21 protein-coding genes and 1 pseudogene are annotated in these 23,831 nt (G+C 62.9%); 18 read left to right on the top strand and 4 right to left on the bottom strand.

The window, feature by feature from the left end; translation table 11 throughout:
- The first annotated feature begins 96 nt into the window (after positions 1 to 96).
- Complete coding sequence (locus AB0O58_RS19835) at positions 97 to 945, top strand: hypothetical protein (protein ID WP_366238656.1); 849 nt, start codon at positions 97 to 99, stop codon at positions 943 to 945.
- Between the two features lie 95 nt (positions 946 to 1,040).
- Here the strand turns inward: AB0O58_RS19835 and AB0O58_RS19840 are convergent, their stop codons facing one another.
- The gene (locus AB0O58_RS19840) at positions 1,041 to 1,214 is read right to left on the bottom strand and encodes a hypothetical protein (RefSeq protein ID WP_155288619.1); all 174 of its coding nucleotides are present in this window, start codon (positions 1,212 to 1,214) and stop codon (positions 1,041 to 1,043) included.
- Between the two features lie 248 nt (positions 1,215 to 1,462).
- On the opposite strand from AB0O58_RS19840, the gene AB0O58_RS19845 reads away from it, so the two are divergent.
- From AB0O58_RS19845 to AB0O58_RS19865, 5 genes are all read left to right on the top strand, one after another.
- A complete protein-coding gene (locus tag AB0O58_RS19845) occupies positions 1,463 to 1,846 on the top strand; it encodes a hypothetical protein (RefSeq protein ID WP_032373219.1) in 384 nt (127 codons plus the stop codon).
- Positions 1,843 to 3,006 (top strand): hypothetical protein, encoded by a 1,164-nt coding sequence (locus tag AB0O58_RS19850; RefSeq protein WP_366238657.1) that lies wholly within the window; start codon positions 1,843 to 1,845, stop codon positions 3,004 to 3,006. Before AB0O58_RS19845 ends, AB0O58_RS19850 begins: the two co-directional genes overlap by 4 nt.
- A gap of 14 nt (positions 3,007 to 3,020) precedes the next feature.
- The gene (locus tag AB0O58_RS19855; protein WP_366238658.1) at positions 3,021 to 4,124 is read left to right on the top strand and encodes a hypothetical protein; all 1,104 of its coding nucleotides are present in this window, start codon (positions 3,021 to 3,023) and stop codon (positions 4,122 to 4,124) included.
- Between the two features lie 189 nt (positions 4,125 to 4,313).
- Positions 4,314 to 4,739 (top strand): hypothetical protein, encoded by a 426-nt coding sequence (locus tag AB0O58_RS19860; protein ID WP_366238659.1) that lies wholly within the window; start codon positions 4,314 to 4,316, stop codon positions 4,737 to 4,739.
- 137 nt (positions 4,740 to 4,876) lie between these two features.
- Positions 4,877 to 5,254 (top strand): hypothetical protein, encoded by a 378-nt coding sequence (locus AB0O58_RS19865; RefSeq protein ID WP_366238660.1) that lies wholly within the window; start codon positions 4,877 to 4,879, stop codon positions 5,252 to 5,254.
- Here AB0O58_RS19865 and AB0O58_RS19870 read toward each other — a convergent pair.
- Entirely contained in the window at positions 5,233 to 5,553 is a 321-nt protein-coding gene (locus AB0O58_RS19870; RefSeq protein WP_366238661.1) for a hypothetical protein, read from the bottom strand. The two genes, AB0O58_RS19865 and AB0O58_RS19870, sit on opposite strands and share 22 nt — an antisense overlap.
- A 308-nt stretch (positions 5,554 to 5,861) precedes the next feature.
- Here AB0O58_RS19870 and AB0O58_RS19875 point away from each other — a divergent pair, with 308 nt between their 5' ends.
- The 8 genes from AB0O58_RS19875 to AB0O58_RS19910 all read left to right on the top strand — a co-directional run bounded on the left by AB0O58_RS19875 (position 5,862) and on the right by AB0O58_RS19910 (position 16,386).
- Positions 5,862 to 6,317 carry a 6-carboxytetrahydropterin synthase gene (locus tag AB0O58_RS19875; protein WP_366238670.1) on the top strand — a complete coding sequence of 152 codons (456 nt, stop codon included), beginning with the start codon at positions 5,862 to 5,864 and terminating at the stop codon, positions 6,315 to 6,317.
- A 16-nt stretch (positions 6,318 to 6,333) separates the two neighbouring features.
- Positions 6,334 to 8,319 (top strand): RNB domain-containing ribonuclease, encoded by a 1,986-nt coding sequence (locus tag AB0O58_RS19880; RefSeq protein ID WP_366238662.1) that lies wholly within the window; start codon positions 6,334 to 6,336, stop codon positions 8,317 to 8,319.
- A gap of 919 nt (positions 8,320 to 9,238) precedes the next feature.
- Entirely contained in the window at positions 9,239 to 9,820 is a 582-nt protein-coding gene (locus AB0O58_RS19885) for a hypothetical protein (protein ID WP_366238663.1), read from the top strand.
- A gap of 1 nt (position 9,821) precedes the next feature.
- Positions 9,822 to 12,209 carry a DNA topoisomerase gene (locus tag AB0O58_RS19890; protein WP_366238664.1) on the top strand — a complete coding sequence of 796 codons (2,388 nt, stop codon included), beginning with the start codon at positions 9,822 to 9,824 and terminating at the stop codon, positions 12,207 to 12,209.
- A gap of 106 nt (positions 12,210 to 12,315) precedes the next feature.
- On the top strand, positions 12,316 to 12,861 hold the full coding sequence (locus tag AB0O58_RS19895; protein ID WP_366238665.1) for a hypothetical protein: 546 nt from the start codon (positions 12,316 to 12,318) through the stop codon (positions 12,859 to 12,861).
- A gap of 51 nt (positions 12,862 to 12,912) precedes the next feature.
- Positions 12,913 to 13,803 carry a hypothetical protein gene (locus AB0O58_RS19900; protein ID WP_032373211.1) on the top strand — a complete coding sequence of 297 codons (891 nt, stop codon included), beginning with the start codon at positions 12,913 to 12,915 and terminating at the stop codon, positions 13,801 to 13,803.
- A gap of 91 nt (positions 13,804 to 13,894) precedes the next feature.
- Positions 13,895 to 14,182: a helix-turn-helix domain-containing protein gene (locus AB0O58_RS19905; RefSeq protein WP_057473009.1), complete on the top strand. Its 288-nt coding sequence runs from the start codon at positions 13,895 to 13,897 to the stop codon at positions 14,180 to 14,182.
- Positions 14,183 to 14,424: 242 nt separating this feature from the next.
- Positions 14,425 to 16,386, top strand: a complete 1,962-nt coding sequence (locus tag AB0O58_RS19910; protein ID WP_366238666.1) for an AAA family ATPase — start codon at positions 14,425 to 14,427, stop codon at positions 16,384 to 16,386.
- Positions 16,387 to 16,509: 123 nt separating this feature from the next.
- Here the strand turns inward: AB0O58_RS19910 and AB0O58_RS19915 are convergent.
- Positions 16,510 to 16,719, bottom strand: a pseudogene (locus AB0O58_RS19915) (Tn3 family transposase); the annotation flags it as partial.
- Positions 16,720 to 16,927: 208 nt separating this feature from the next.
- Positions 16,928 to 17,254 (bottom strand): metalloregulator ArsR/SmtB family transcription factor, encoded by a 327-nt coding sequence (locus tag AB0O58_RS19920; RefSeq protein WP_366238667.1) that lies wholly within the window; start codon positions 17,252 to 17,254, stop codon positions 16,928 to 16,930.
- Between the two features lie 166 nt (positions 17,255 to 17,420).
- Between AB0O58_RS19920 and AB0O58_RS19925 the strand changes: the two genes are divergently transcribed.
- From AB0O58_RS19925 to AB0O58_RS19940, 4 genes are all read left to right on the top strand, one after another.
- Positions 17,421 to 17,666 carry a hypothetical protein gene (locus AB0O58_RS19925; protein WP_234552650.1) on the top strand — a complete coding sequence of 82 codons (246 nt, stop codon included), beginning with the start codon at positions 17,421 to 17,423 and terminating at the stop codon, positions 17,664 to 17,666.
- 66 nt (positions 17,667 to 17,732) lie between these two features.
- Positions 17,733 to 19,685, top strand: a complete 1,953-nt coding sequence (locus tag AB0O58_RS19930; protein WP_366238668.1) for a cation-translocating P-type ATPase — start codon at positions 17,733 to 17,735, stop codon at positions 19,683 to 19,685.
- A 380-nt stretch (positions 19,686 to 20,065) separates the two neighbouring features.
- Positions 20,066 to 20,641, top strand: coding sequence for a recombinase family protein (locus AB0O58_RS19935; RefSeq protein ID WP_366238669.1), 576 nt, complete (start codon positions 20,066 to 20,068; stop codon positions 20,639 to 20,641).
- Between the two features lie 78 nt (positions 20,642 to 20,719).
- Positions 20,720 to 23,686, top strand: a complete 2,967-nt coding sequence (locus AB0O58_RS19940) for a Tn3 family transposase (RefSeq protein WP_234552653.1) — start codon at positions 20,720 to 20,722, stop codon at positions 23,684 to 23,686.
- Positions 23,687 to 23,831 lie beyond the last annotated feature (145 nt).

Below are 23,831 nucleotides of genomic sequence, written 5' to 3' on the forward strand. Positions count from 1 at the left end.
ACTCCGCATATAGGACATGAGCAGACACACCACCTGCAGTGGCCAACACTTCCGAGCGCTCATGTTGCGGCGGGGGATATACGGAAAGACGAACTGATGACGACGCCGAACGGACCCGATCAGCCGGGCGCACGCCCTGGCCTGCCCTCGCCTGAGCCGCCGTACAACCCTCGGCCCAGCGTGCCTCGGTCCGTGATTCTCGGCGGGGCGGCGGCGGTCGTCGCAGTGATCGTCGTGGTCATCCTGGTGGTGTCGCTCAGCGGCGGTGGAGACGAGAGTCCGAACGGGGCCTCGGACGGGGCCGAAACCAGCATCAGCTCCAATACGGAGACGCCGAGGTTCGCGCCCGTCCTGAGTAACGCAGCATTCACCCGGTCCGGTTGGTACGACAAGGCGACACAGGAGCCTGTCGCCCCGCCTCAACGGATCACGATCACCGGCAGCATCGACCTTCGGGCAGACGTCGAGTCGATCGGCTACGGCCCTGTCGAGCAGAGCATGCCCAAGATCGCGAAGTATGCGGACACCGATTCGAGCTTCCCTCGAAACCCGGCAGTCACACTTCTCGTCGACGACAAAGGGTCGCTTCGGATGTTCTGGTCGTGCGAGACCATGTACGACAAGCCCGTCGGAGCCAACTGCGGCACGCCCTACAACCTGACACTGGACATCTCGGGCACCGAGCCGGTCGTCGTTTCCAAAGCAACCGGCTCCGTGGACTACGGCAGTGAGTCGACCACTTCGTCGCGGGAAGAAGACGGGAACATGTCGGTATCGAATCCCGACCGGCTTCCGTCGTCCACACTGGCCAGTGACGAGAGGACCGGCGCGACAACAGCAATGGTGCTCGGGGCAGTGCAACCGAATGAGAGCCGCAGCAAGGTCTACTTCGTAGTTCCGGATTCGCTCGAACTCTATGTAGGAGAGCTCGAAAGCAGCCGATAGGACCCGGCTGGAAACAGAACCCCGCATCGGATGCCGACGCGGGGTTCTGTTCTTCGCGGTGAAATGAGCGAGCAGGCAGGTCTGCTGAACTTCGTTCAGCCGGCGGTCGGCGCGACGAGATAGTCGGGGTCGCCGGGTTCGAGCGCGTGCGCGCCGTTGTGCTGATCTGCCGCGTCCTCGGGGGTCATTCCCCGTGCTCCGGGACTCAGCGTTCCGGCTGCGATCTGACGCTCCGTCCAGGAACTGATGGCGTCCTTCATGTCGGTCATGGTTGTCCTCTCTCGATGCTGTGTCGAGGGCGCATCCGCCACCGGCTCCGCCGGATGGCCAGGGTCGACTGGAAGACGATGCCGTGCGCACCCAGCCGAGGCCGGCGCACCTGAATGAGAAGTCCAGAAGTTATTGTCGACCGACCCCAGCAAGCGACTATTCGCAGGTGAAGTGCTGTACCGTAAGACGTCATAGCGCGTCGTAGGAAAACTACGCCGACATATACGAGAAGGTGGAGCGATCTCAGGTGGCAACCGAAGGCAAAGAGAAGGTGTCCGTCGCTCGCCCTACGATCAGGATGAATCTCCAGACCTACGAACGTGCGAAGTTCTGGGCGAGTCGAGAGGCCGAAGCGGCCGGAACGACGCCGAATTTCAATGACTTCGTGAGCGCGGCGGTGGAAAACGAGATTGCTCGCCGATCGGGCGTCGAGATCGATGCTGACAACATCTTGACCGGCCGTATCAACCAGATGGCCGATGCCGTGAAGTCCATGGAGACACAACTCGATGCCATGAGCTCGATGGTGAGGACGACGTTCTCGACGTTGATCGAGCTCGCTCGCGGCGACAGCATCCTCACTGATGCCACCGACGAGGAGGACGGCGAATTGGATGGGGTGCGGAAATGAGCGCCAGCGAAAGCCAGAACGATGCTACCGCCGACCCGCTGGTGAGCTGGGAGTCCATTCCTGGGGCAGGAGGATCGCGAGCGGAGCAGGACGGAGCCGACACCGAGCATGCAGGCAGCGCGTACGAGCAAGTGCGCGGACTACTCGCCGAGCCAGGACCACGGGTTGGCATCAGCCGACTCAGCGAGAAGATGGCCGAAGAGATGGAGTCGTTCAACCAGCGATGGAGCGAACGACCTGTGTCCTCACTGGTCGCAGCCGGCAAGAAAATGGTCGACACCGGACACACCGCCGGCCTCGATCGCTTGCTGGGGCTGGCCTCACCCCCAGCAAGCGTGCCGGACGGCGTCGACGAGATGGCAGTCGCGACACCCGATGACGAGGACACCGAGGCTGAGGCGATGGTCACCGCGGCTGAGCCGTCCGCAACGTCAGCGATCGACGTCGAGGTACCCGATCAGTCGACCCCGCCTCCGGTCGAGCAGGTCTCGAGCCAGGAGCGTTCGACGGTGGCGACCGCGAACCATCGGTTGGCGGCCGCGCAGGAGGCGTATCGATCGCTCAACCCGCTGGAAGTCGAGATCTTTCTCGACGAGGCTGAGCTGCTGCATCGTCAACAAGCGGCGGCCGCAGCCTCACGCTCACAACGACTGGCGCTCGACAGCCTCAACGCGCAGGAGGGTTGCATCCTCGCCCTTCAGCGAGACCTCGAGACAGAGCGTGCCCGAGCCGATGTTGCGACACAGGAAGCAGCGGCCGTCAACGAAACCCTCGCTGCTCAGGTGGCGATGCTCGAGGGGCGACTCGAACTTGCGGCAGCCGAAATCGAATCGCTGCGTCGTACAGACGAAGACGATTCCGAGGGCGGCGCGGGACGGCAGTTGATCAAAGGTTCGGACGATCTGCGCCCGGCCGACGCCGACGAGCCGCACAGCTCCGCAGACGCACACGAGAACGCCGACGCCGACGCCGACGAGCCAGTGGACGACGCGCACACCGCGCTGCCGATGGAGGTTGCTCCGGAACTACCCGATGACGTGCTCGCAGCGGACGGGTCGGTCGACACCCCGGACGAGAGCAGCAGTGTCATGCGCGAGGCCTTGCAGCGGCTCGCCAACGGCGAGGATGAGCACTCAACGCAACAGGCTTTCGGTGAGTAGAGAGACGACAGAAAATGCATCAAGCTCAGACTCCCGCTGATCGTCAGCTGCTGCTCGATCGCGCCGGGAAATTGTGGGATCAGTTCGTCAAGGCCGAGCGCATCCTGTTCGACACCGGTTTCAGCGGGTGGAGCGCACCCGAGAACGGTCGGGTGTGGCAGTCGGTCTCCGCCTCTCGGGGACCGCGTTTGATGAAACTGGTCAAGGACGTCGATCCCGACCAGCTCGAGAAGGCGATCGATACCTATCTGATGGGAATCGACGAGCTCCACGCGTTGCGCGACCAGATAAGGGCGATCGACACCAGCGCTGCCGATGCGGACACCAGTCCAGACGGTGACCATGCCGGCGCGCTGGCGACGGAGCTGAGCAAGCGGAGCCAGGAGCGGCTCTCGGGGTCAAAGCCCGGTCTGCTGGTCAGCAAGTTCACGGGCCGGAAAGTGTCCCTCAGTCCGAAGGTTCTTGCGGTCGGGCCGGAAGCGGGAGCCTGCATCGGCGTCAGCGCACCGCGGGCGCAGGCCTTGACCGCAATGGCGGGGTCGGTGAAGAAGGTCGACAGAGTCGACGAAGCCCTACTGGAGTTGCTGCGTGAGCGAGCCAGCGTCTCGATGCGGGCCGCCGGCATCGAGCCCTCCGGCGTCGGAACGGAATTGGGTACGGTCTCTCGCACCGCTGTGGTCACTGCAGCTCTGGCAATGGTCGTACGGGCAGCAGGTGTAACAGGCATTCGCCTCAACGAAGAAGGCGAACTACTGGTCGAACTACTCGGTGACACTGGGGATCTCGCCCGAACGGCGAGCATCGATGCGCGCCTGGCACTGCTCGGGGACCAGCTCGACAGAGTGGAGGCCACAGGCAGAGCCACACACGCCAAAGCGGTCCAGATCGAGAAGCAGGGGTTCCTCACCAACTTGATCGCGAATTTCTCACTGGCCGAACGTCTGCGAGTGGTCCGACCCGGTACCGACAGGCCCGAGACGGAGGTCGACGTTGCGGATCCGAAGGCACTCGGCCTGCTCGACACGATTACAGGTCAGGCGCGACGAGAGTTGACGCGCCGCACTGACGCCAAGGGCCGTCCTGGTCCGAACCGGCCTGGCCACCCGGCCGAGTTGTAATACTTTCAAAACTACTCGAACTATATTGTTGGAGCCTCGACGCATGGCGTATCCCCAGGTCCAGTGTGTATAGTCGCAAATCAGAGAATTATTTACCGGGCCAGACTGTTATTCGTCGAGTTTTTTCGACATACTGTCTGACCTATACGTTCCGGGCGCGCGTTCCGGGGAAGACACGAGGAGTGGCACATGGGTTCCGATGAAACGACGAGGCTCGACGTCAAGCAGTTGCTGGCGGACATCCTGAAGAAGCTCGGGTCTCTCGAGGAGAAGATCGACGGGGAGATCGAGGCCCGCCGTGACCTATCCGAGAGCGCGACCGAGACACTCACGAACTACGGCGCGGCCATCGCGGGCGTTCAACAGGGGACTTTCGCGATGTTGAGCATGCACATCGACATCGTCGGGCCGCGGCGCAAGCATTCCGACCCCGAGGTGGCAGCGGAAGCGGAGACTCACGCGCAGATGGCGATGGAAGCACAGGCATGGGTCGCACCCACCTTGTTCGAGAACCTCTATGGCGTCAGCGCTGAAACGGGCGAGCCGCTTCCCGGCCGCGTGCCCGGCGTCGCTCTCAAGAGCGCTGATGCTGGCGTCGCCCTCGAAAACGTTTGAGCCATGCGGAGTTGCGAGGAATCCAGGGTAGCTGGTAGCCTCGTCTTTACAACCGCAGGTATTCGTACCTGAGAGAAGCCCCCCGGGAGACCGGGGGGCTTTCTTGCGTTCTGGGGTCCACTGGCATCGGAAGGGCAGTGAGTGAGATGTTGGTTGTGGTGGGGTTGGTCCTGTGGGTAGGTATCGGCGCGGCGTTGGGTCTGGTCGCTACCTCCGAGGCCTTCGCAGAGGGATGGTCCGAGGCCTCCACGCAAGACCAAGAGGACGTGCAGCAAAAAGGAGTGGCCGACGATCACAAGGATCGCCGGCCACTGGTGGCGGGCACAGTTGCCGCGGTGGTTTCCGGGGCGATCTCGATGGTGGCAATCACAGGCGAAAGCCTTGTAGGACTGATGGTTTCGATACCCGTTGCGGGCATCGGTGCGGCAGTGGTGCTGGTGATCGTGTCGGCGATGAAGCTCGTGCCGAACGACGAGTCCGGTCAGGACCGCAATCAGACACCCTTCGACCAGTAGGCGATCCCGGCGCGCTCATGAAGGGCGGCCATCACTGTCTCGTCCGGCATGTCGGCAACGGCGTAACGGAAATCTCGGTCCGCGTCGTACAACACGATCGAGGTCCGGACGTCGAGGTTGCACCGATTGATCAAGTCGGCGTTGATGAACGCGACCATCTGCCCGCGGTTGATCTCCCGGCACATCGGACTCTGTTCGGTGAGTTCGGAGACGCTGCGGTCGAGGGCGGCCGAATTCGACTGGGGTGACTCCTGTTCGGGCTTCTGCGGAATCCCGCTTTCCTGATTCTGGATCGTCACGGTGGTTTCCTTTCGAGAGGGAGGAGGTGGTGGTTGACGGTCGTGAACGTGGGTCTCGGACGATTCGGTGGCGGCTTCGCTGCCGCATGTGCCAGGCGACCGAGCCGGCAGGTCGCGACGGAGATTGCAGCGAAGATGGCGCTGTCCGGCAGTGATCGATGAGGCTCAGTCGTCGGCTGGGACCCGCGAGGCATGAGCCGTCTAGAGTGAGTTGTGTGACCGGCGTGGAAGCATTCAGAGAAACAGATGGTGTCGCCGCGAGCGGAATCGTCCAGTGGGGGCCCAGGACACGCACGATCAGCGCCGCAATGCAGTTCCGCGGTGGATGCGTACGTCGGCATCCGCAGGTGTATGACTTCACGATCACAGCTGTGATCAACACTCCGATTTCAGCGCAGGGCGACGAGGGAACGTGCAGTCCCGAAACCCTCGAGAACCTGCTCAGACAAATCGCACAGGCGCTGGGGCATCGCATGCTGTGGTGGCCCGAAGACGACGACACCGAAGCACTGGGCCGAACGATCCAATGGCCTGCCGGGGTATGTGGACCGATGCTGCCGTTGCTGCAGTGGCAGATTCGACCGAGCGCCGAGAACATAGCGATGTGGGTCGCCGGTCGGCTCAGCTCGCAAATCGAATCGTTCTCGCTGGACACCAAACTGGTGGCCCTGGAGTTGCGTGAGTCACCGCATCTCGCCGCGGTGGTTCGTGGGGTGGACATCGCAGACTGCAAGGGGTTCCCCGGGCCGATTGCTCGGATGTGAGGAACGGGTCTCGCCGATGACCGGTCGACAGCATGGCACCATCGCTCGGCACGCCCAGGTCGATGTGACCCCGCACAGCCCGGCCGTCGGGTCGGACCCCGCCCGCCGGGCATCGGCATCCGTGTCCGCTGATGTAGCTCCGCTGCTGATGATCGACGGCGCAGGATCACGCGATCGCGACGACGCTGTCACTGCGGTCGCGCTCCCCGGTGGCGGTTGGGCCATCGAGGTACACATCGCAGCGGTAGCCGATGTCGTACGAATGGGTTCTCGCGCGGACGAACAGGCCTTCTTGCGCGGCGAAACGCGCTACCTGAGAACTCGTACGATCCCGATGCTTGGGCCGACAGCGGAGGCCGCGGCGACACTCACCGGCGACGAGAACCGCACCACCATGTGTGTCAACGCCGTGTGCGGAGCGGATGGGACATGGCGAGAAGTCGACATAGCCCGAGCGTCCGTGCCGGCAGGTCGTTGCGTGGCCATCGACCACGAGTCGGTGAAGGCCGCCCTCGACGCCCCTCGGCATCCGCTGCACTCCACAGTGATCGCGGTACAGGATGCGGCGCACGCCATGCTTGCCGCCAGACGTGACGCTGGAGCGCTCGCGATCTACGACTTGAGTCGGGGCTGGGCCACAAGCGAGGAGGGTGCTCCCGTGGCAGTGGCGGCCGCAGAGCGCACCGTCGGGTATCTGATCGTCCAGGAGTTCATGATTGCAGCGAACCGGGCCATCGCGTATTGGGCTGCCGGACGGGGCGTGCAGATCCTGTTCCGCACCCACCGACGAAACCCTGTCGAAGACAGCGCATCCGCCGTAGTTCGCGAGTTCATGGCCGCAGCCGGCGATCCGGGATTGTCCGCGCAGCTGCGCGAACGATTGTCGGCCACGGCGCTACCTGCTCGCTACGAAGGAGTTGTGGCAGCCCATCACGGGTTGCGACTCGCCTGCTACACGCACGCCACCTCGCCGCTGCGTCGACTCGCAGATCTGATCACCCAGAGGGCGGTGTTCGCATATCTCGATCGCGACAAACCTCCCTACACCTCGGAGCAGCTCACGCTCATCGGAGACGACCTCGATCGTCGCGCACGCCAGCGGCGGGAAAATACCGCCGCTCACCACAAGGCAGTCGCTCGCGCGGGCATCGAGTCGGACGCTACCGGTGACCTCGCAGCTCTCGACCCCGCTGCGTTTACCAAGGTGCTTGCGGTTGTGTGCACTCGGCCGCCCCAGGACACTCTCGCTGAGGAGGTCACCGCTCGGGCGAAGACCGAGCGGCTGAACATCGTCGATGTCGTCGCGCTGTTGTCCGCGGATCACACCGAGTGGCGCCCCGTGGCCGCCGACGTCGTACGGATCGTTGCGAAGACACACCCGCACTGGTCACCGAGCGTCACTTCCGGATGGAATCAGTCCGTCCCGGACGGAGTCGCAGTCGAGCTCGAGGACGATCAGTCCGGACCCGCGCACGCTCCCGAGTTCGCGGCTCGCGGTCGGATCGCAGGTACCTCAGGTGCCTGGACCCTGGCAGCAACGAAAAAACGCGCCAGGCAGGACGCGCTGTGGTCCGCGCTCGAGGCGTACCTGGACGGCATCGACGGCCCTGACGATGCGCCGACCTGGTCGCATGCGGTACCCGTAGAGAGCGCCGTCGCGTCGACCGGCACGCCGCTCACTCCTGCGCACCCCCCTCACGTAGATGAGGGCGACGCCGCCCGGGTCGCTGACGCCGTCGCCGCCATGAGCGAATCCAGACGAGCGCGAGCGTCCGGCAACCCAGTGGCATGGCTGATGTCGTTCGCCGCGAACACTGGTGTGCCAGCACCTATTTACGACACCACTGCCGACGGCCCCTCCCACGCTCGTCAGTTCGTCACAGCGGCAACCTTCGTTGACCATCACGTCACCGCGAGTGCCGCCGTCAAGAGCGTCTCGCGGACTGCTTCTGCTGAGGCCCTTTTGGCCGCGCTGTTCGAATCGACACCGCGCTCGTCCTGAGCCTTGCTCTCCCAATACGCGAGCGGCCGGCCCGAAACGGTTGTGATTCCGCGGCGGCACGGACCACGGAGACAGCGCAATCTCGATCTCCCTTGCCTCACGATGGCTCCGGCACGTGGATGCTCGCCTCTGAAGCGGCAGATCCATGGGCTCTGCTGTTATGCTGGTTTTTAATCCGAGAATAAGGCAGCATTGCCCCTCATGCCGTCCCACCTGCACAAACGGACCCATATGCAAGTTGGAGTAGATACTATGAAAAAAGTCGTGGGTCATACTGAGGAGGCACCGGCGGGCCACACCCACCATTTGCTGCAGACCTACGTTCCTAAGTCTTCGAGGTAGGGGCGACTGCCATGGTCAGCATCTCAATTCCCAATTCGGTTCTTCATCGCATCGATCACCTCGTAACAAGCGACTATGTCGTCCTACCTGGCAGTGATCGATGCGGGGGAGGATTGTCCACGCTGTACAGCTTTGTTTCCCCGACGGTCCTGTACCCGGTCGAGGGGACCCCTGACCGCTATCTGATTGCTGTGTACGGACCCGGCCTATGGACCCTGGTCGGGTTGGACTATTTGGCGTGCGACTACTGCGAGGACGCCGCGTGCGCGGTTGTTCGTGACCGAGCGGTCGAGCGCCTCAGGGGCGTTCCCAACGACGCAATGGTTTTCGCCCAGACCGAGGTCGCGCCAGGAATCGATGGGCTCCCAGACCCGACGCCGTACTTAATTCATGTCGACGACGCTTGCAACTTCAGGGGCACAGTGTCGCTACCTATTCGATTGGAGCTGTTCAGATGAGTCCCGGAGACCTGTTACCTGACACTGCAAACACGCGGCCAGCAGCAAGGTTCGCCCGTGAACTTCGGCCGTACCTGCGACCCACATGCTTTTTTGCTATCCGTGTCGCGGGGCTGACGTTGCTGCTCGGTCTCTCTCGGTGGGTCGATTTCAATTCGGTACGCGCTGATATTGCCGCCGCAGACACCTTGCGGCCCACGATGCTGGCCGTGTTCGACGCTTTCGATTCCGTACTGAGGGCAGCGGAAGAGGTCGGCTCCAGCAGCGTGGCTGCCGGATTCGCGCTCGCGCTGACGTGGTTGATTGCCGTCGTCGCTGTTGCCCTCTGTCTCGTCTCGATATGGGTATCCCCGTCGTCGCTGCGCTCGCCGCGGCTTCGACGATCCTTGGCGCTGTTGCCGCGCCGGATGGCTCGGGAGATCTTTGCAGTTCTGATTGCCTGCGGGATCCTCGCTCGTGTCGCAGGACGGCCTGAATATCTCTTGAATCCGTACATGTGGATGAACGCGGCACTCATTGCGCTGGTGATGGGGATGACGGTCCTCGCCGAACAGCGCTGGATGTGCGCTGGCATATCGCTCGACGCCGATGGGTCGCCTGCGACGGGTGCAGTGGTGGCAGGGCTCGGATCGACCGGCATCGTCTGCGCTGCCGCAGGTTCCGCAAGTGGCGGATCAAATGACTTGAAAAAGGGCGGATAGCATGGGAAAAGTTGGAATTCTGACTGAGAAGCCCTCGGCGGCACGCAATTTCGCGGCAGCGCTGGGTGGGATGAGCGGCACGTTCGACGGGACGGAGTACGTCATCGTCAATGCTCGCGGTCACCTGCTCGAACTGAAAGATCCGTCAGCGATGGTGCCGTCGTCCCTCGCCGAGAAGTATCGGAGCTGGGATCTCGAACATCTGCCATGGAATGCCAGCGACTTCCGATGGGAGCGCGAGGTCCGACGCAAACTGACCAGCGGCAAGTTGGTCACCGATTCCGATGCGAAAAGCTTGCTGCAGGACCTCAACAAGGTGCTTTCAGGCTGCGAGACGGTCTGCAACGCAGCCGATCTCGACCCGACCGGTGAAGGCTCACTCCTGGGCTGGGAGATCGTGGAATACCTGGGCCTGGAGAACAAGAAGCTCGAGCGGATGGAGTTCCTCGACGAGACGCCGGCGTCGCTGCAGAAGGCCTTCAGGGCACGTCGAGCGGTCACCGCGATCCAGGCGGAGGGCGACTACCGCAAGGCCGACTTCAGGTCGAAGTGGGACATGCTCTCGATGCAGTTCACCAGGCTCGCGACCAAAACTGCGGGCGCGAGCACCGTACTGCGCAATGGGCGGCTCAAGTCTGCGATGGTCGTGATCGTGGGTGACGGTCTCGATGCGCACAACGGATACGTCAAGAAAGCGTTCTACGAGAACCGCTTTCGAGACGAAAACGGCGTGACGTATTCCGACCCAGAGGTAGATCGATTCGAGAAGAAGGACGATGTGCCCGGCGGCTTGCAGTCGTCAGCGGTGGTCCACGACGAGACGACCCGAAAGAAGACCGGGCCGCCGAAACTGATGGACCTCGCCGGACTGTCATCTCTGTTGTCCAAGAAGAGTTTCGGGGCGAAGAGCGTACTGGACACGTATCAGAAGATGTACGAGGCACAGGTTGTCTCCTACCCGCGCACCGAGGACAAATTCATCTCGATCGAGCAGTTCAACGAGCTGCTTCCACTGGTCGACAAGATCGCAAGGGTGGTCGGCGTAGATCCGGCGGCTCTCAGTCACCGCGGTCCGCGTAAGAGCCACATCAAGTCCGGCGGTGCCCACGGTGCCAACCGCCCGGGGCCCACGGTGCCGGCGAGTCTCGATGCAGTGGAGAAGACCTACGGTGAGCTCGGTAGGGAAATTTACGAACTCCTGGCAAAGAACTATCTGACGATGCTGGCTCCCGACTACGAGTACGACCAACATCGTGGTCATGTCGAGAAGTACCCGAGCTTCGTCGGTTCGCTGAACGTGCCGGCAGTGCTCGGATGGAAAGGCGTGTTTGTCGTCGAGGAAGAGGACGGCGGCGAGCGAGACGAGCAGCCCGCGGATGCGACAGCGCTGGGTACTGTCGCGAACCCGTTCGTTCACGAAGGCTTCCCCGCACGGCCGCCGCATCCGACGATGGGGTGGCTGATGAAACAGCTGGAGAAGCGGAGCGTGGGTACCGGTGCCACCAGGACGAGCACCTATGCCGAGGTGACGAACAATCGCAACGGCAAGGCCCTGATGGTCGAAAAGCGGGGCAAGATCACCCTGAGTGTGATCGGCGAGCTTAACCACCGGATCCTGCCCGGCACGCACATCGGAGATCTGACGATCACAGAGCAGGTGTTCGAGCAGATGGCTCAGATCGAGGCGGGGACCGGCGCGGCTCCCGACTATCTGTCTTTGGTGGCAGATCTGGTTCGCCACGACCTCGAGAAGATGAAGGCCAACGCCGGCAGGCTGCCCCGCGAGCTGAAGGAGCGGATGGGCAACGCCGGGGTCACCCGCGAGCCGGTGGAAACCTTCGACCTGCCTGCGGCACTGCAATTCAGCCATGCCGGAACAGTGGTGACACGCGCGAAGCGCGTGTTCGGTGGCCATCGATTCACCGAGGCCGAGGTAGCGAAACTGCTCGCCGGTGAGGTCATCGAGATCGTTGCCACCAGTGCAGCGGGAAAACAGTTCGACTGCAAGGGAAAGCTCGAATCGGGCGTGATGGAGAAGAACGGCAAACAGTATCCGTACGTGAGCTTCAAGCCGCAGTTCGAGGAGCGTGTTCCCCGAACCGATCTGGTCAGCGGAGTGTGGAAGGGGAAGCCGGTTTCGTTCAAGGGCCGGGGGTGGGGTGCCAACGAACATTGGCCGGGTAAGGACTTCACCGAACAGGAGCTCGCGAAGTTACTGGCAGGGGAGACCATCGAATTCGATGCCAAGAGCAAGACAGGCAAGACGTATCGAGCCAAAGGTGCGCTGGCCGCAGGGACCTATCAGGGCAGTAAGACGTTCGGGTTCCAGTTGAAGTTCGAGGATCGAAAGACACCGCCCGGCAACAAGAAACGCGCCGTTCGCAAGTAGGAGGACAGCCACCGGACCACTCCTGGTCCGGTGGCTGTATTCGTGGTTCAATGGTGTCAGACTGTCGGATCATCCGACACGCAAAGAGAGAGGGACCCCGGTTGCCATGACCGAATCGAGCACGCTCACCGAGCGCGAATTCGTCGATCTACCCGATGATCTGCACTACTGCACCGAGTACGGGACCGCGACGAGGTTCAACCGGACATGGGCCGGCCACCGATTCACCGACGACGAGGTGACTGCCCTGTGCGCCGGCAAGAGTGTCTCTTTCGTGCTGACGCGCAACGATGGGAGCAGCGAGAGCGTGGTCGGACATCTCGAAGGCAAGATGTTCGAACCCGACGACGATCCCGATCGGGGACCGATCCCATACGTGGGCTTCACCAAGGAGGCCAACAGCGCCACTCATGCCGAAGGTGTGTGGGCTCGCACCGGAACGAAGGTGAAATTCAGGCGCTCTTTCGGCACCCACACCTTCAGCGAGGGCGAGGTAAGGGCGCTGCTGGCCGACGAATTCGTTGGGTTCACAGCAACATCGAGGGCAGGTAACGAGTACGAGGCCGTCGGTCGACTCCAGCCCCAGACGTTCGAGGCAGGAGACGGCAGGGTCGTGCCGTTCGTGGGATTCAAACCGGATTTCGGAAACTAGTGTTGCCACGGCCATCTCGGTCGAGCGCAGCGACGAGAAAGGAGCGGGGAATTGGCAAAGAGTTCGTACAAGATTCCGGTCAGCATTGATCGAAGTCGACTCGATCACAAGATCACGCTTCAGGCCTTCCAGCTCAAGAGCAAACCGCTCTCGATCAAAATCATCTTGTACTGGGTACTGTTCGTGTTCGTCACGGCGTGGGTCGTGCTTCAGAGCCCGTTGTCCGCCGCGCCGTGGATAGTGCTTGTGTTCCTGGTGATCTGGATGACCGTGACCGCCGCGGTGCTGGGTAAGCAGACGAAGACCGGCGACATGAAGTTCATGCAACTGCCAGCGCTACTGGAGTACATACCGACGCGAAAACGCAAGGTTATGACCCGCACCAACTCGAAGCCGTACGGTTTCCTGTCCATCGTGGGCATCAAGGACGTCGAGGCAAGCGGGATCATTCGGTACGTCAATGGCGATGTGGCGCAGCTGTACTCGATCGTGGGCAGCGCCTCGGCACTGCTGTTCGAGGGAGACAGAAACGCGATCATCCGCAGGGTGGACAACTTCCACCAGAAGATCGATAGCGGGCCGTCGTGGTGCTACATGACGACGAAGGAGTCCCAGCGGGTCTTCCAGCAGATCGCAGCCATCGAGCATCAGAATCGAGAACTGCGGCACCGGGATCCGGAGTTGCTCGCGCTCGAGCAGGAGAAGCTCGACGTGCTTGTCAACGATGTGGGTGGGCAGTTCAGTTCACTGCACCAGTACCTGCTGGTCCGAGCCACGAGCATGAAGGAGCTCAAGGCCGCGCATCGAGTACTGCGCGCAGAACGAGAGAACTCATCTCTGATGTTCAGACGCTGCGAGCTGCTCAATGGTCCGGACGGGCTGGAGGTCCTGCGCTCGGTCTACCAGAGCCCCGGTAAGGACAGGATCGAACCGATCAAGTAAGTCGCCGTTGACGAAAAGGCCGATAGGACAAACGATGTCATCGACAGTAATGGCTCCGGAACCATCCGAGGCCCAATGTAGGATCATCCGCATGGGTAAGCACGCGATCGTCATTGGAGCTGTCGGCCACATCGTGGCCGACAGGCTGGTGAGTCGACGCGCCGACCTGGGCATAACACAGACCGACCTAGCTCTGATCGTCACTGAGGCGGGGCGTCGGATGGGCCGACAGGCGATTGCAGAAATCGAGACCCGGCAGCGTCGTGTCGACGTCGACGATGTGGCGGTTTTGGCGGCCGTTCTCGACACCACCACGGCCTACCTCATGGGTGAGCTCGACGATCCCAACCAGAAGTACACCCCTGCGCGCAGGCGGTAACAACGGTTGACCGCACGCAGGTCAGGCCGGAGCGGCCGGACGGCAGTCGTGATCGAGTCTGGAGCCGGCACGGTGGCGACTACCTCGCGTGCCGGTCGGAGTCAGAACAGCCGCAGCAACACCGGCGGTATCCGACATAGCGACATCAACGGTCGAAACCAACACCGCTGCAAGGTAAAAGAATTCAGGCCGACAGTGTCGGCTACGTCGATCCGCGACGCATCCGTGAGAGGGAAAGTCCGATGGCAGCAGGAGCAGAAGTGATGACGGGGACCGCGCTGGACGTCGACGTCCCGAGGCCCCCGGTCGCGCCCGCGCCGACAACCCCACACCTCACGCTCAGCAACGAGCAACAAGCCGTGATCGACGCCGTCGTGGCCGGCAACGACGTCATCGTCGACGCCAGCATCGGCTCGGGCAAGACCAGCACGATTCAACAACTGTGTGCGCGGCTGAGCCCGAGCAAGAGGATCCTCTACCTGACCTACAGTCGCCTACTCAAGGCGGACGCCCAGGATCGAGTCGGCGGCGCGCGGGTGCAGAACTACCACGGAGTCGTCTACCCACATCTGCTGCGGCTGGGTGTGAACTGCGGGGTAGGAGAGTCGGTGCAGGCCTTCAACGACCACTTCGCAGACATCCGAACGGAGTTCGAGCAGTACGACCTCCTCGTCGTCGACGAGTACCAGGACATCAACACCGAATATGCGGACCTGTTGCGCAACATCAAGAGCACCAATTCTGGCATGCAGGTCGTGCTGGTCGGTGATCTGTCGCAGAAAGTGCGCAGCGACACCACACTCGACGTTCAAGCATTCGCACGCGAGTTCTGTGTCGATCCCACCATGCTTCCCTTCACGCAGAGTTTCAGAATGGGCCCGATGATGGGCTCTCTGCTGGGTACGGCATGGAACAAGCCCATCGTGGGCGTCAACGACAACCAGCGGGTACGTGTGCTCGACCATGCGGACGCAATCGAGCTCATCGCCGCCACGGAACCCGGGAATCTGTTGTGCCTCGGTAAGCGGACGGGGGCGATGGTGCACGCACTCAACGAAGCGGAAAAGCTTGCTCCGGAGCGGTACAACAAGTCGACGGTCTTCGCATCGATTCGCGACGGTGACTCCACGATCCGGCCGCAAGACGGAGTTGCCGTCTTCACCACGTTCGACGCCTCCAAGGGCATGGAGCGGCCGGTGTGCGTGATCTTCGACTACAGCCTCGACAACTGGAACATGCGGTGCAAGTTTCCGAACACCGACTACGAGGTACTGCGCAACGTCTTCCTCGTCGCGGCGAGCCGGGGCAAGTCCGACGTGGTCTTCGTGCGTAGCGGCGCGATGCGTAAGAACCCGCTACCGACCGACCCCGGCGCGGAACCGATGATCGGACAGCTCCCGATTCGCCGGTTCACCGCGCTTCCGAGCGCAACGCGCCCGCAGTACACCAGACCTTTCGCGGCTGCATCGGCATTTGGGTTCAAATACGCCGAGAACATCGCCGCTGCAATGCAACTGATCAAACGCGAACGTCTCGATGACGGTACAGAGAACGAGATCGTGATCGATCGCGCAGACGGGCTGATCGACCTCTCGCCTGCGGTCGGCGCATACCAGGAGGCCCTGTTCTTCGATCACCATGACGCGACCGCGCAAGCGGTGATGATGCTGCAGACTTCACGTTTGGCCGCGAGCCTGGTGACCGAGATCAAGGGGGAGCCCTGGAAGGACTCCTTGGTCCTGGCGGCGATCGAGACGCAGCAGATGCGCTATCACAACCAGGTGAGCGCGACGATCTCCGCGGAGGTGGCAACCGCGCTCGTTCAGCGCCTGAGTCAGCAACTTCCTCGTAACTGCCAGGTCCAGGTTGGCTTGAGTCTGGCCGGCACCGCCCGAGCAGGCAGCACGAACAGGAGTCCGATCACGTTCTCGGGAATCGCCGATGCTATTCATCACCGGCAGATCTTCGAACTGAAGTTCACCAGCGCCCTCGACCACGACATGTTTCTGCAAACCGCTCTGTACGTGGCCATGGCCCGGTATGCCGGTATCGACATCGATTCGGGGGTGCTGTGGAACACGCGCACCGGTGAGAGGTGGTCTGTGCAGGTCCCGGACCCGGCGAGCTTCATGAACGCAGTGGTGAAGTGCGTGACCAAGCAGAGCTACCGGCATTTCAACCCCAGCGAGACGGATCAATCGTGATCTCAGCTGTGGTGAGCGCTGAGCGCACGCGTGACCGGCATCCTGTCGATCGAGTCCGACTCGTGCCGGATCTGGGAGACCGATGACCACGGGGTGGCTTGTGAAAAAGTGAAATATCCGACGCTAAGGTTTTGCCGGGCGTCGTAGTGGCCTGTATTTGCCGGGTTTGATCTGGTTGGCGCGCGGCCAGGTGTAGTCGCCGGTGAGGTTGATGTGTTCCCATCCCAGCGGTGAGAGGAACCGCAGGACGTCCGGGTCGATGTCACCGCCGTCGCTGGTCAGGGTGGCGACCGTGCGGTCGAGGTAGACGGCGCTCCAGAGAACGATGGCTGCGGCTCTTTATGGCCGATCGCCCAGTCCCGCAGGACCATCCTCAACCGGATGTAGGAGGCTGCTCAGGCGGTGCGTGCGAGGCGGGGGTCGAGGACCATTCCGCGGAAAAGTAGCGCTAAGGATCGTTTTAGGAGCATGCGGCAAACGGCTTTCTTCTGAGCTGATTCGCGCATCGCAAGCCCATACCCGGTGCCGCGCGGTTGCGTGCTCAACCAGCTTCTGCCGGCGGCGTGGAAAGGTCGGAACCGAAGAGGGTGCGCAGAGCATCCATGGCCTCGGGGCGGGCCTTGTAGTAGACCCACACCCCTCGCTTGTCACGGTCAACGAGCCCGGCGTCGTGCAGGATTTTCAGGTGGTGGCTGAGTGTCGAAACTGCCAGGTCGAAGCCCTCGGTCAGGTCACATATTGCGCATGCCTCGCCGCCCTCGTGCGAGAGCACCATGGACATCAGCCGCAGCCGGACCGGATCCGCCAGGGCCTTGAGCATCCGGGAGACGGCCTCGGCCTGGGCCGCCGTGATTGGCTCACCGGACAACGGCGTACAGTAACCCAGCGCACTTGGCGCAGGCGGGGCCAAGGATGGGATCGACATGCCTCCATTCTGGCACACTTCGATAGTTTGACAACTATCGAAGTGTGAGTATCGTGGAAGCCGGACTTCGAAGTCTGTCGAAGTCCTGCACGTTGTGAAGGAGACACCCGTGGGCACACCCATCCAGCTGGTCCGTTCCAAGTACCGCGCGCTCGGGGGCGGATGCGTAAGCTGCTCCGGAGACCTTGCCCCCGTCGAGGCCCTGCCCGGCGTGCAGAAGGTCGACGCCCTGGCCTCCGGCGTCGTGCTGGTCACGCACGACGGCACCGTGGCCGACAGCGCCATCGTTGAAGCGGCACAGAAGGCCGGCCTGTCCCTGGCGCCGGCCGGCCCGGCACGCCCCGTCCGCGCCTGATCACCTGGTGAGGGCTGACCCTCACGAGTCATGTCCTCACGTTTCACAGAGAGAAGAGATCACCGGATGAATGCCGGAGTTGGCACCTCAACGCAGCTCACCGCGCAGTCGGCGGCGCAGTCCCGGCGCCGGTGGTGGCAGGGCAGCGAGATGGTGGCCCTGGCGGTAGCCGCGGTGCTGCTGGCCGCGGGGCTGGCCGTGGAGTGGACCATCCACTCCGAGCCGGTGGCCCTGACCTTATTCTGGGCCTCGATCGTCATCGGCGGCGCCTACCCGCTGCGCGGCGCCATCCGCGCCGTGCGCAACAGGCGGCTGACCATCACCGTGCTGCTGATCATGGCCGCCATCGGTGCGATCGCGCTGGGGGTGATCGAAGAAGCCGCGATACTCGTGGTCATCTTTAGCCTGGGCGAGGCCATGGAAGCCTACGCCACCGACAAGGCACGCGGCTCCATCAGCGCGCTGATGGAGCTGGCACCCCCGAACGCGAACCGGCTCACAGCCGGGGGCTTCACCGAAACCGTGGCCGTGGAGGCGCTGCACCCCGGTGATGTCGTCCTCGTCCGCCCCGGTGGGCGTCTGCCCACCGACGGCACCGTCACCGAGGGTGCTTCGTGGGTCGATGCCAGCCCGGTCACCGGCGAATCCGTGCCGGTGGAGGCTGCCGCCGGGACCGAGGTCTTCGGCGGAAGCCTGAACGGCAACGGCGTGCTGCGCGTCCAGGTGACCAAGGAGCACTACGACACCGTCCTCGCCCGGGTGATCGAACAGGTAGAGGAGGCCCAGGCTAACCGCAGCCGCGCCGAGCGCTTCGCCGACCGGTTCAGCGCCGTCTACACCCCCGCCATGTTCGCCCTTTCGGTCCTGGTGGCCCTGGTCCTGCCGTTGTTCGGCTTCGAATGGCGTGAGGCCATCTATCGAGCCCTTGTAATCCTTGTTGTCTCCTGCTCCTGCGCGCTGGTCATCTCCGTGCCGGTCAGCGTCGTCACCGCCATCGCCCGCGGAGCACGGGACGGCATCCTGATCAAGGGCGGCATCTACCTCGAACGCCTGGCCGACATCAAGGCCGTCGCCTTCGACAAGACCGGCACACTCACCCGCGGCCGGCCTGCCCTGGCCCAGGTCACCGCGTTCGGCGGCACCACCGAACAGGAAGCCCTCGCACTGGCCGCCGCCGTCGAGGCCGGCAGCGAACACCCCATCGCCGCCGCCATCACCGCCGGGGCCAGGGACCGGGGCCTCGACATCCCCACCGCCAGGGACGCCCGCGCCCTCCCCGGGGCCGGCATGGAGGCCGTCGTCGACGGCCGAGCCCTGCACATCGGCCGGCCCTCGGACGCGGACCGCACCGACCCGCAAGTCGGAGCGGCCGTGGCCGGAGCCGAGGCAAACGGCTGCACCGCCGTCGTACTGCGCGAGGACACCCGGCCACTGGCCGTTCTGGCGGTCGCGGACCAGTTGCGCCCCGACGCCCACAGCACTATCGCCGAACTGCGCGAACTAGGCATCGAACGGGTGCTGATGCTCACCGGAGACAACGCCACCGTCGCTAAAACCACCGCCCATGCCCTGGGTCTGGACGACTACCGCGCCGAACTGCTGCCCGAGGACAAATCAGCCGCCGTACGTGAATTGCGCGAACGGTACGGGGTTATCGCCATGGTCGGCGACGGAGTCAACGACGCCCCCGCACTGGCCAACGCGGACCTGGCCATCGCCATGGGCGCCGCCGGAACCGACGTCGCACTCGAAACCGCTGACGTCGCACTCATGACCGACGAACTGGACCGGCTCCCCGCAGCCATCCGCCTCTCCCGACGGGCCCGGAACAACATCAAGATCAACATCGCGCTCAGCCTGGCCGTCGTGGCCATTCTGATCATCGCGGCCCTCGCCGGCTGGATGACCCTCACCACGGGACTGCTGCTGAATGAAGGCAGCGCCGCGCTGATCATCCTCAACGGCCTGCGTATGCTGCTCCCCGGCCGCGGCGAAACCCGGCAAAAACGAACTGCATAGCCCGCCCGAATCACCGGCACCCAATTCGAAGCGGCCCGGCCCGGAACGGGCCGCTACGCCCCGTAAACACCCAGAGCCACCAGAGCGTTCCTGAACCCAACCCACAAACCGCCATTTCGATCTGCCGATAACGGCCAAACAAGGCAAGCAGTCACAGCCAAGGGCTCGGAACCGCCAAGCGAAGCTGCGATTAACCGCCGTTCTCGGTTAACGGTCACTCCCTGGGGCCCGGAAGGGATCTCAAACGGTTGTCTTACGAACGATCGTTCGCAAGACACTCTGAAGCGTGTTCAGAAAGGCGCGGAATCACGGGCCGGATTTTGTAATGCTTCGCGTGTACGAGCCTATGTAACGCCAACCAGGGTTAATGCTACGTTTTGATGATGCGAATCGGATACGGACGTGTCTCCACCCGCGATCAACGCCCCGAGGCCCAGCACGATGCCCTGACCGTTGCCGGTTGCGAGCAGATTTTCCTCGACACAGCATCAGGGAAACTGGCCCGCAGGCCCGAACTCGACAAAGCGCTGCTCTCGGCCAACCGGCCCGGCGATCAGCTTGTCGTCACTAAACTCGACAGGCTCGGGCGATCGTTGGAAAACCTCATCGACTTATCCAAGACGCTGCAGGAACGCGGTGTTGACCTCGTTGTCCTGGATCAGGGCATCGACACGTCCACAGCCATGGGGCGGATGTTTTTCCAGATGCTCGGCTCGATCGCCGAGTTCGAACACGCCCTGATGTCCGAACGAACCCGCGACGGGCTCGCCGCCGCCCGTGCCCGGGGACGGACCGGCGGGCAGAAACCAAAACTAGGCCCCCGCCAGGTCAAGCTTGCCCGCGAAATGTACGAAGAAAAGGGCCCCGACGGGAAGCGGGTCCACACGGTTGAACACATCGCCCAGGAATTCGGCGTCACCCGGCCCACCATCTACCGTCACCTCGCGAAACCATGAACGATGGGCATCGCATGTCACAGCAGAACGGCAGCATATCCGTGGGGCACCGAGGCATAGCAGATAAGGACTTCTGAAGTGGCTCTGCGCTCTTTGCTCACGGCTGCCGAGCGTAGCCAGATCCTGGCAATACCCACTCGAGCAGAGGACATTGCAGTCCACTACACGCTCAGTGAGGCGGATATGTCGTTGATCCGCCAGCGTCGTGGAGACGCGAACAGGCTGGGCTTCGCCGTCCAACTGTGCCTGCTGCGTCACCCCGGGATGGCGCTGGCCGAAGACACCCAAGTGCCCCTTGAAGTCGTTTCCTGGCTGGCATCCCGTCTGGCCGTTTCATCCGAGGCGTGGGACGAGTATGGAGCACGTGAGGAAACGCGGCAGGAGCACGGAAGGGAGATTCGCGCGTATCTGGGCATGTCAGCGTTCGGAATTGCAGACTTCCGTCAGCTCGTGGAGCATGTGCGCGACGTGGCTGCGCAAACGGACAAAGGCTTGCTCCTGGTCGAAAGCGCGAAGGACTTCCTGCAGGCGAAGAAGATCGCTATTCCCGGGGTCAGGATCATTGAAAGAGCCTGCGCACAGGCCCTGACCCGGGCGAACCGGAACATTCACGCCACGCTATGCGCCCACCTCTCGCTCGAGCACCGGAAACGCCTGGATGGGTTGTTGCTCCGTCGCCCCGATAGTTCAATGACCGAAATCGGCTGGCTGCGGCAAGCACCGCTGCGCCCCAACGCACGGGCGATGCGTGAACACATCGACCGGCTGACTACCTGGCGTGCCCTTGATCTTCCCTGGACAGCGGGCCGGCTGGTTCACCGGAACAGGCTGCTGAAGCTTGCCCGTGAGGGCGCTTCCATGACCGCGGCCGATCTGTCCAAGTTTGAACCCTCGCGTCGATACGCGACTCTCTTTGCCATGGCCGTGGAAAGCAAGGCAACGGTCACCGACGAAATCATCGATCTGCACGACCGGATCATCGGACGCCTCATCCGGAAAGCGCAGAACAAGCAAAACCAGGACACCCTGGCGTCCCGTTCCACCGTCGCGGCCATGATGCGCCTTCACTCGAGGCTCGGTGATGCCCTCTTCGCGGCGAAGGAAAACGGTGAAGATCCCTTCGCCGCGATCGAAACAGCCATCGGCTGGGAATCCTTGGCCGAAAGCATCGCCCAGGCCAAGGAAATGAGCAGACCAGGCCTCGAAGATCACCTCGCACTCGTCAGCGCCCATTTCACCACGCTGCGCCGCTACACGCCGTCGTTCCTTGGCGTTCTTGACCTTCACGCCGCACCGGCGGCACAGGACCTGCTGGCCGCGATCAACGTCATCCGCACCCTGAACGCCACCGGTGCCAGGAAAGTCCCGGACGACGCACCCACCTCGTTTATCCGGCCCCGGTGGGAGCCGCTGGTCTTCACGGACAACGGCCTGGACCGGGGATTCTACGAGTTCTGCGCTCTCGCGGAACTGAAGAATGCCCTGCGTTCCGGAGATATGTGGGTCACCGGATCGCGTCAGTTCCGCGACTTCGATGACTACCTTCTTGCCGGGGCTGACTACGCCGGCATGAAGAACTCCGGGAGGCTGCCTCTGATCACGACCGACGGAAGCGCTCAGTACCTCGAGGCCAAGCTTGCCCTCCTTCAGAAGCGGCTGAAGGAAGTCAACCAGCTGGCGTCCCGCGATGAACTTTCCGGGGTGCAGGTCACCGAGAAAGGTGTGAAAATCACCCCGCTGGAAACGATTGTCCCAAAACACGCGCAGCCGCTGATCGACCAGGCAAGCGCCATGTTCCCGCGGATCCGGATCACCGACCTACTGATGGAAGTGGATAGCTGGACCGGATTCACCCGGCATTTCACAAGCCTCAAATCCGGCCAGCCTTCCAAGGACAGGCAGCTGCTGCTCACCGCGATCCTGGCCGACGGGATCAACCTGGGCCTGACGAAAATGGCCGAGTCCTGCACCGGCGTCACCTACGCCCAGCTGGACCGCCACCAGGCCTCCTACGTACGGGACGAAACCTACAGCGCCGCGCTGGCGGAACTGGTGAACACGCAGCACGGTCACCCCTTCGCCGCACAGTGGGGCGACGGCACCACCTCGTCTTCTGACGGCCAACGCTTCCGTGCCGGCAGCAAGGCCGAGTCCACCGGACACGTGAACCCGAAGTACGGTGCCGAACCGGGCCGGCTCATCTACACGCACGTCTCGGATCAGTACTCGCCCTTCCACACCAAACTCGTCAACGTCGGTCACCGCGACGCGACCTACGTCCTGGACGGGCTCCTGTATCACGAGTCCGAACTTCAGATCGAGGAACACTACACCGATACAGCCGGATTCACCGACCATCTCTTCGCCCTCATGCACCTGCTCGGTTACCGGTTCGCACCACGTATCCGCAACATCGGTGACACCCGCCTCTACACACCCACCAACGATCCAGGACTTCCGGCCTTAGCACCGCTGATCGGCGGCACCATCAACACCAAAACGATCGCCCAGCACTGGGACGAGATCCTACGCCTCGCCACATCCATCAAAACCGGCACCGTGACCGCGTCCCTGATGATGCGCAAACTCGGCGCCTACCCCCGCCAAAACGGACTCGCCCTCGCGCTACGCGAACTGGGCAGAATGGAACGAACCCTCTTCCTCCTGGACTGGCTCCAAGACCCTGGCCTCCGCCGCAAAGTCACCGCCGGCCTGAACAAGGGCGAAGCCCGGAACACCCTCGCCCGGGCCGTCTTCTTTAACCGACTCGGCGAAATCCGCGACCGCTCCTTCGAACAACAGCGCTACCGCGCCAGCGGCCTGAACCTTCTCACCGCCGCCATCATTCTCTGGAACACCGTCTATCTGGACCGCACCATCACCACCCTGACCAGCGACGGCGCTGACATCGACCCGGACCTCCTACGGTTCCTCTCACCCCTGGGCTGGGAACACATCAACCTCACAGGCGACTACACCTGGCCACGCGCCAACCACATCAAACCCGGCAAATACAGGCCACTACGACGCCCCGCAAACCCTTAGCGTCGGATATTTCACTTTTTCACAAGCCGCCCCACCACCATCGACCGAACGGGGAGTGTCAGATTAACGGTGGATCCGACCTTGGCGTCGGTTAGTTTCCGTTCGGGGTGATGCGTCCTTCGAAGGTGATCGCGAACGCGTTGAG

It is taken from the genome of Rhodococcus sp. NPDC080181 (genome assembly GCF_040702225.1).
GTDB lineage: Bacteria > Actinomycetota > Actinomycetes > Mycobacteriales > Mycobacteriaceae > Rhodococcoides > Rhodococcoides fascians.

What these genes read in the sequence shown, in the direction of transcription:
- AB0O58_RS19835 (WP_366238656.1), top strand. Translation starts at nt 97, where the DNA reads ATGACGACGCCGAACGGACCCGATCAGCCGGGCGCACGCCCTGGCCTG.
- AB0O58_RS19840 (WP_155288619.1), bottom strand. Translation starts at nt 1,214, where the DNA reads ATGACCGACATGAAGGACGCCATCAGTTCCTGGACGGAGCGTCAGATC.
- AB0O58_RS19850 (WP_366238657.1), top strand. Translation starts at nt 1,843, where the DNA reads ATGAGCGCCAGCGAAAGCCAGAACGATGCTACCGCCGACCCGCTGGTG.
- AB0O58_RS19855 (WP_366238658.1), top strand. Translation starts at nt 3,021, where the DNA reads ATGCATCAAGCTCAGACTCCCGCTGATCGTCAGCTGCTGCTCGATCGC.
- AB0O58_RS19860 (WP_366238659.1), top strand. Translation starts at nt 4,314, where the DNA reads ATGGGTTCCGATGAAACGACGAGGCTCGACGTCAAGCAGTTGCTGGCG.
- AB0O58_RS19875 (WP_366238670.1), top strand. Translation starts at nt 5,862, where the DNA reads ATGCAGTTCCGCGGTGGATGCGTACGTCGGCATCCGCAGGTGTATGAC.
- AB0O58_RS19880 (WP_366238662.1), top strand. Translation starts at nt 6,334, where the DNA reads ATGACCGGTCGACAGCATGGCACCATCGCTCGGCACGCCCAGGTCGAT.
- AB0O58_RS19890 (WP_366238664.1), top strand. Translation starts at nt 9,822, where the DNA reads ATGGGAAAAGTTGGAATTCTGACTGAGAAGCCCTCGGCGGCACGCAAT.
- AB0O58_RS19895 (WP_366238665.1), top strand. Translation starts at nt 12,316, where the DNA reads ATGACCGAATCGAGCACGCTCACCGAGCGCGAATTCGTCGATCTACCC.
- AB0O58_RS19905 (WP_057473009.1), top strand. Translation starts at nt 13,895, where the DNA reads ATGGGTAAGCACGCGATCGTCATTGGAGCTGTCGGCCACATCGTGGCC.
- AB0O58_RS19910 (WP_366238666.1), top strand. Translation starts at nt 14,425, where the DNA reads ATGGCAGCAGGAGCAGAAGTGATGACGGGGACCGCGCTGGACGTCGAC.
- AB0O58_RS19930 (WP_366238668.1), top strand. Translation starts at nt 17,733, where the DNA reads ATGAATGCCGGAGTTGGCACCTCAACGCAGCTCACCGCGCAGTCGGCG.
- AB0O58_RS19935 (WP_366238669.1), top strand. Translation starts at nt 20,066, where the DNA reads ATGATGCGAATCGGATACGGACGTGTCTCCACCCGCGATCAACGCCCC.